Source organism: bacterium, assembly GCA_030652805.1.
Lineage (GTDB): Bacteria > JAHJDO01 > JAHJDO01 > JAHJDO01 > JAHJDO01 > JAHJDO01.
On the sequence record JAUSPT010000065.1, the window covers coordinates 1 to 2612 of the forward strand.

At 38.3% G+C, this 2612-nt stretch carries 1 protein-coding gene; it reads right to left on the minus strand.

The genetic code is table 11. The annotated features are described in order from the left end of the window. Window positions 1-2612: JAB domain-containing protein (locus Q7J67_06935; protein MDO9465013.1), on the minus strand; the 2612-nt coding region annotated here is incomplete at both ends.

Sequence of the window (2612 nt, forward strand, 5' to 3'; positions counted from 1 at the left end):
ACTATCTCTATTGTATCGTTTTCAAACTTACCGGCAATTAATTCGCCATCTGTTTTCATACGACCACGGCCAATCTCAAAAGCTATTTTATCTTCTGTAATAGATTGTACGCTTTTGACCTGAAAGCCGTATCCGCCTCTAAGTTTTACCCAAACATTTCCATCTTGAGTCAGGCCAGAGTGCCGTGGTTTAAACAGGTCTCTTGCTTGAGATATAGTTATGTCGGATTCGGGAATTGATTGTTTGGTAGCGTAAAATGCCGTATCTTGAGAAACAGGCATTAAGCCATACTCTAAAAAAGAACCCTTCTTATCTACAATATCTAATAATGATAATTGTGTTGCATTAGCAAATTTTTTAAGATTTGTTTTCGCTAATGTTGAAATATTTACGCCAGGGTTATAAGCTATTATGGCAATAGCGTTTGTGGCATCTATTTGTTTAAGGATGGCTTCTGATGCACCTTCACGCAACAGGGAATAGTCTTTTATCGGTAATGTGCCGACAACATCATTTACACCATTAAGAAGAATCAAACCACCTTCGGGCAGATTATCTTTTCCAAAACCGTGAACTTCTTGGGGAAAAGCAATCCGATATAGATTTTTGCCTTTTGTCTTAAAAACTCTTTCAACCAGCGGAACTTCATATCGTGCTTTAACTTCAGGGAGTATTTGCTCATCACCCCCATTAGCGTAAGAACTATATTTATCTATACCAATGGCAATCAGATCGTTAATTTTTATTTTTGTTCCTTTTAATGTGTTTTCTATAGCACGAAATATTTGAACGTCTGCATCTGATAATTCAGAAGTACCAGATGGATGGTTATGTACAATTATTATACTTGAAGCTTCTGATGTGTTTAATGCGTGTCCGGCAATTATCGAAGGGGTTGCATATGATGATATAGCTGTTCCAATACTATAGCGATGCACAGATATAATTTTATAGTTTTCATCAAGAATTAATATGGCCAAATGTTCTTGAGCATATTTTGATAAGTTTAAATGCGCAAACGCAGCAGCATCTTGGGCTGCGACAATAGTTGTTACGCCGGACTTATAACTTCCTGCTCTATCGGATATGATTTCGGGGAACTCTGTTTGAATATCTTTTTTGGTATAATTAACCCCTCCTTTAGCTTCTGATACCTCACCTCTTCCGGTTCCGGCCAAACCAGCTTCGGCTCGTCTATATCCAATTCGTTTACTTCCTTCAACACCGCCTTCGATACCTGGCGCAAAAAATCCTCGTTGCTTGTCTTCATATTTTACCTCCACTTGCTGAATGACATCATCTATAATTTCACCTATATTTACATTACGATGTTTCATTCCTGGCAAGGCAATACTGTTATTTTCCGCTAAAATATTATTTATTCGTTTAGCTATCCCCTTAAAGAATTTTCCCTGCCTCTTTGCACTTAGTTTATTCTTGTCTATAAATAATGTTATTTCCTTCGTATATTCGGGCACTTGTTCAAACATTGACATTTGTTGAAAAAACTGCTCAACGCCTTGTTTAAGATTCCTTGCGCCGCTAATTATTTGTGCAGCTCCGGCTATATGATCTATAATCGCTGTGTCCCCAAAAGACTTGCCCAATGCTCTGGTTTTAACATATTCAGGGGCAGCGACTGTCAAGGCATTAAGAATGTTTTTGATGTTCGTATCAGCTTCTTCGGCCATCATTGTTATAAGATAGTCGTTTTGATATGCCTTGTAAAAAATAGCTGCTGTAATTCTGTCTATGAGCTGTTTAGTGTATCTGCCTTCTTTAGTAAGAAAACCAGTCGATTCCGCAGTCCCAAGGTTTTTTATAAATTTATTGATAAAAGCCCGATTTGATGCAGCCGTTATATCACCTTCTTCAGAAGGAGTGAATAATGCGATATCGTCTTCTGTTAATCTATCTGCGTCAGACTTAGCGGTTTCAACAGGACTCATTCTTGCGACTTCATCTTGGTTAGCCTTTTTGACAAAATCTGCTCTGTCAACTTCTGTCTCACGAACACGAACAAGAATTGGTTTATCTATTGTTTTGATTTGGTCAGGGTTTAATCCAAAGATTTCAGCATTATCAATCAGCCATTGTTTATATGTCTTTCCTATGTCTTTTTCATAAGCCTTGCGAATTGCGATAACTCTGCCGTTACCCGATTCAACAACGCCATCTTTGCCAATAACAGGGGCGCCAGAGCCAACTCCAGTTGAATCTCCAAGTCTTTCAGGATTAAGCTTTTGTGCTATTTCCGACACTTGAAGCACCATCGCTTTACGGCCACGATCTCTTGGTTGAAGTTCCTTCGGGAATGCAGGATTAATTTTCAGATAGGTATCATGCGATACAACAAGGCTTTCTGAATCGATTGCATCATAACTGATTTCTATCGGCGTATCGTCTGGCAGATAAATAGTCTTTTTTGTTCCAGTTGGTTTTATTGGTTCTCTTGGGGTTACCTCGGCTTTCTCTTTTTCGATTTTAGGGACAACCTTGACTTTTCCATCTTCAGCTTTTATGCTTTCTAATTTTGCTTTAGCAGATGGAAACAATTTCTTTAAATAGTTTATAGCATCTATTTCGCTCGAAAAAACCGATTCCCCCTCTAT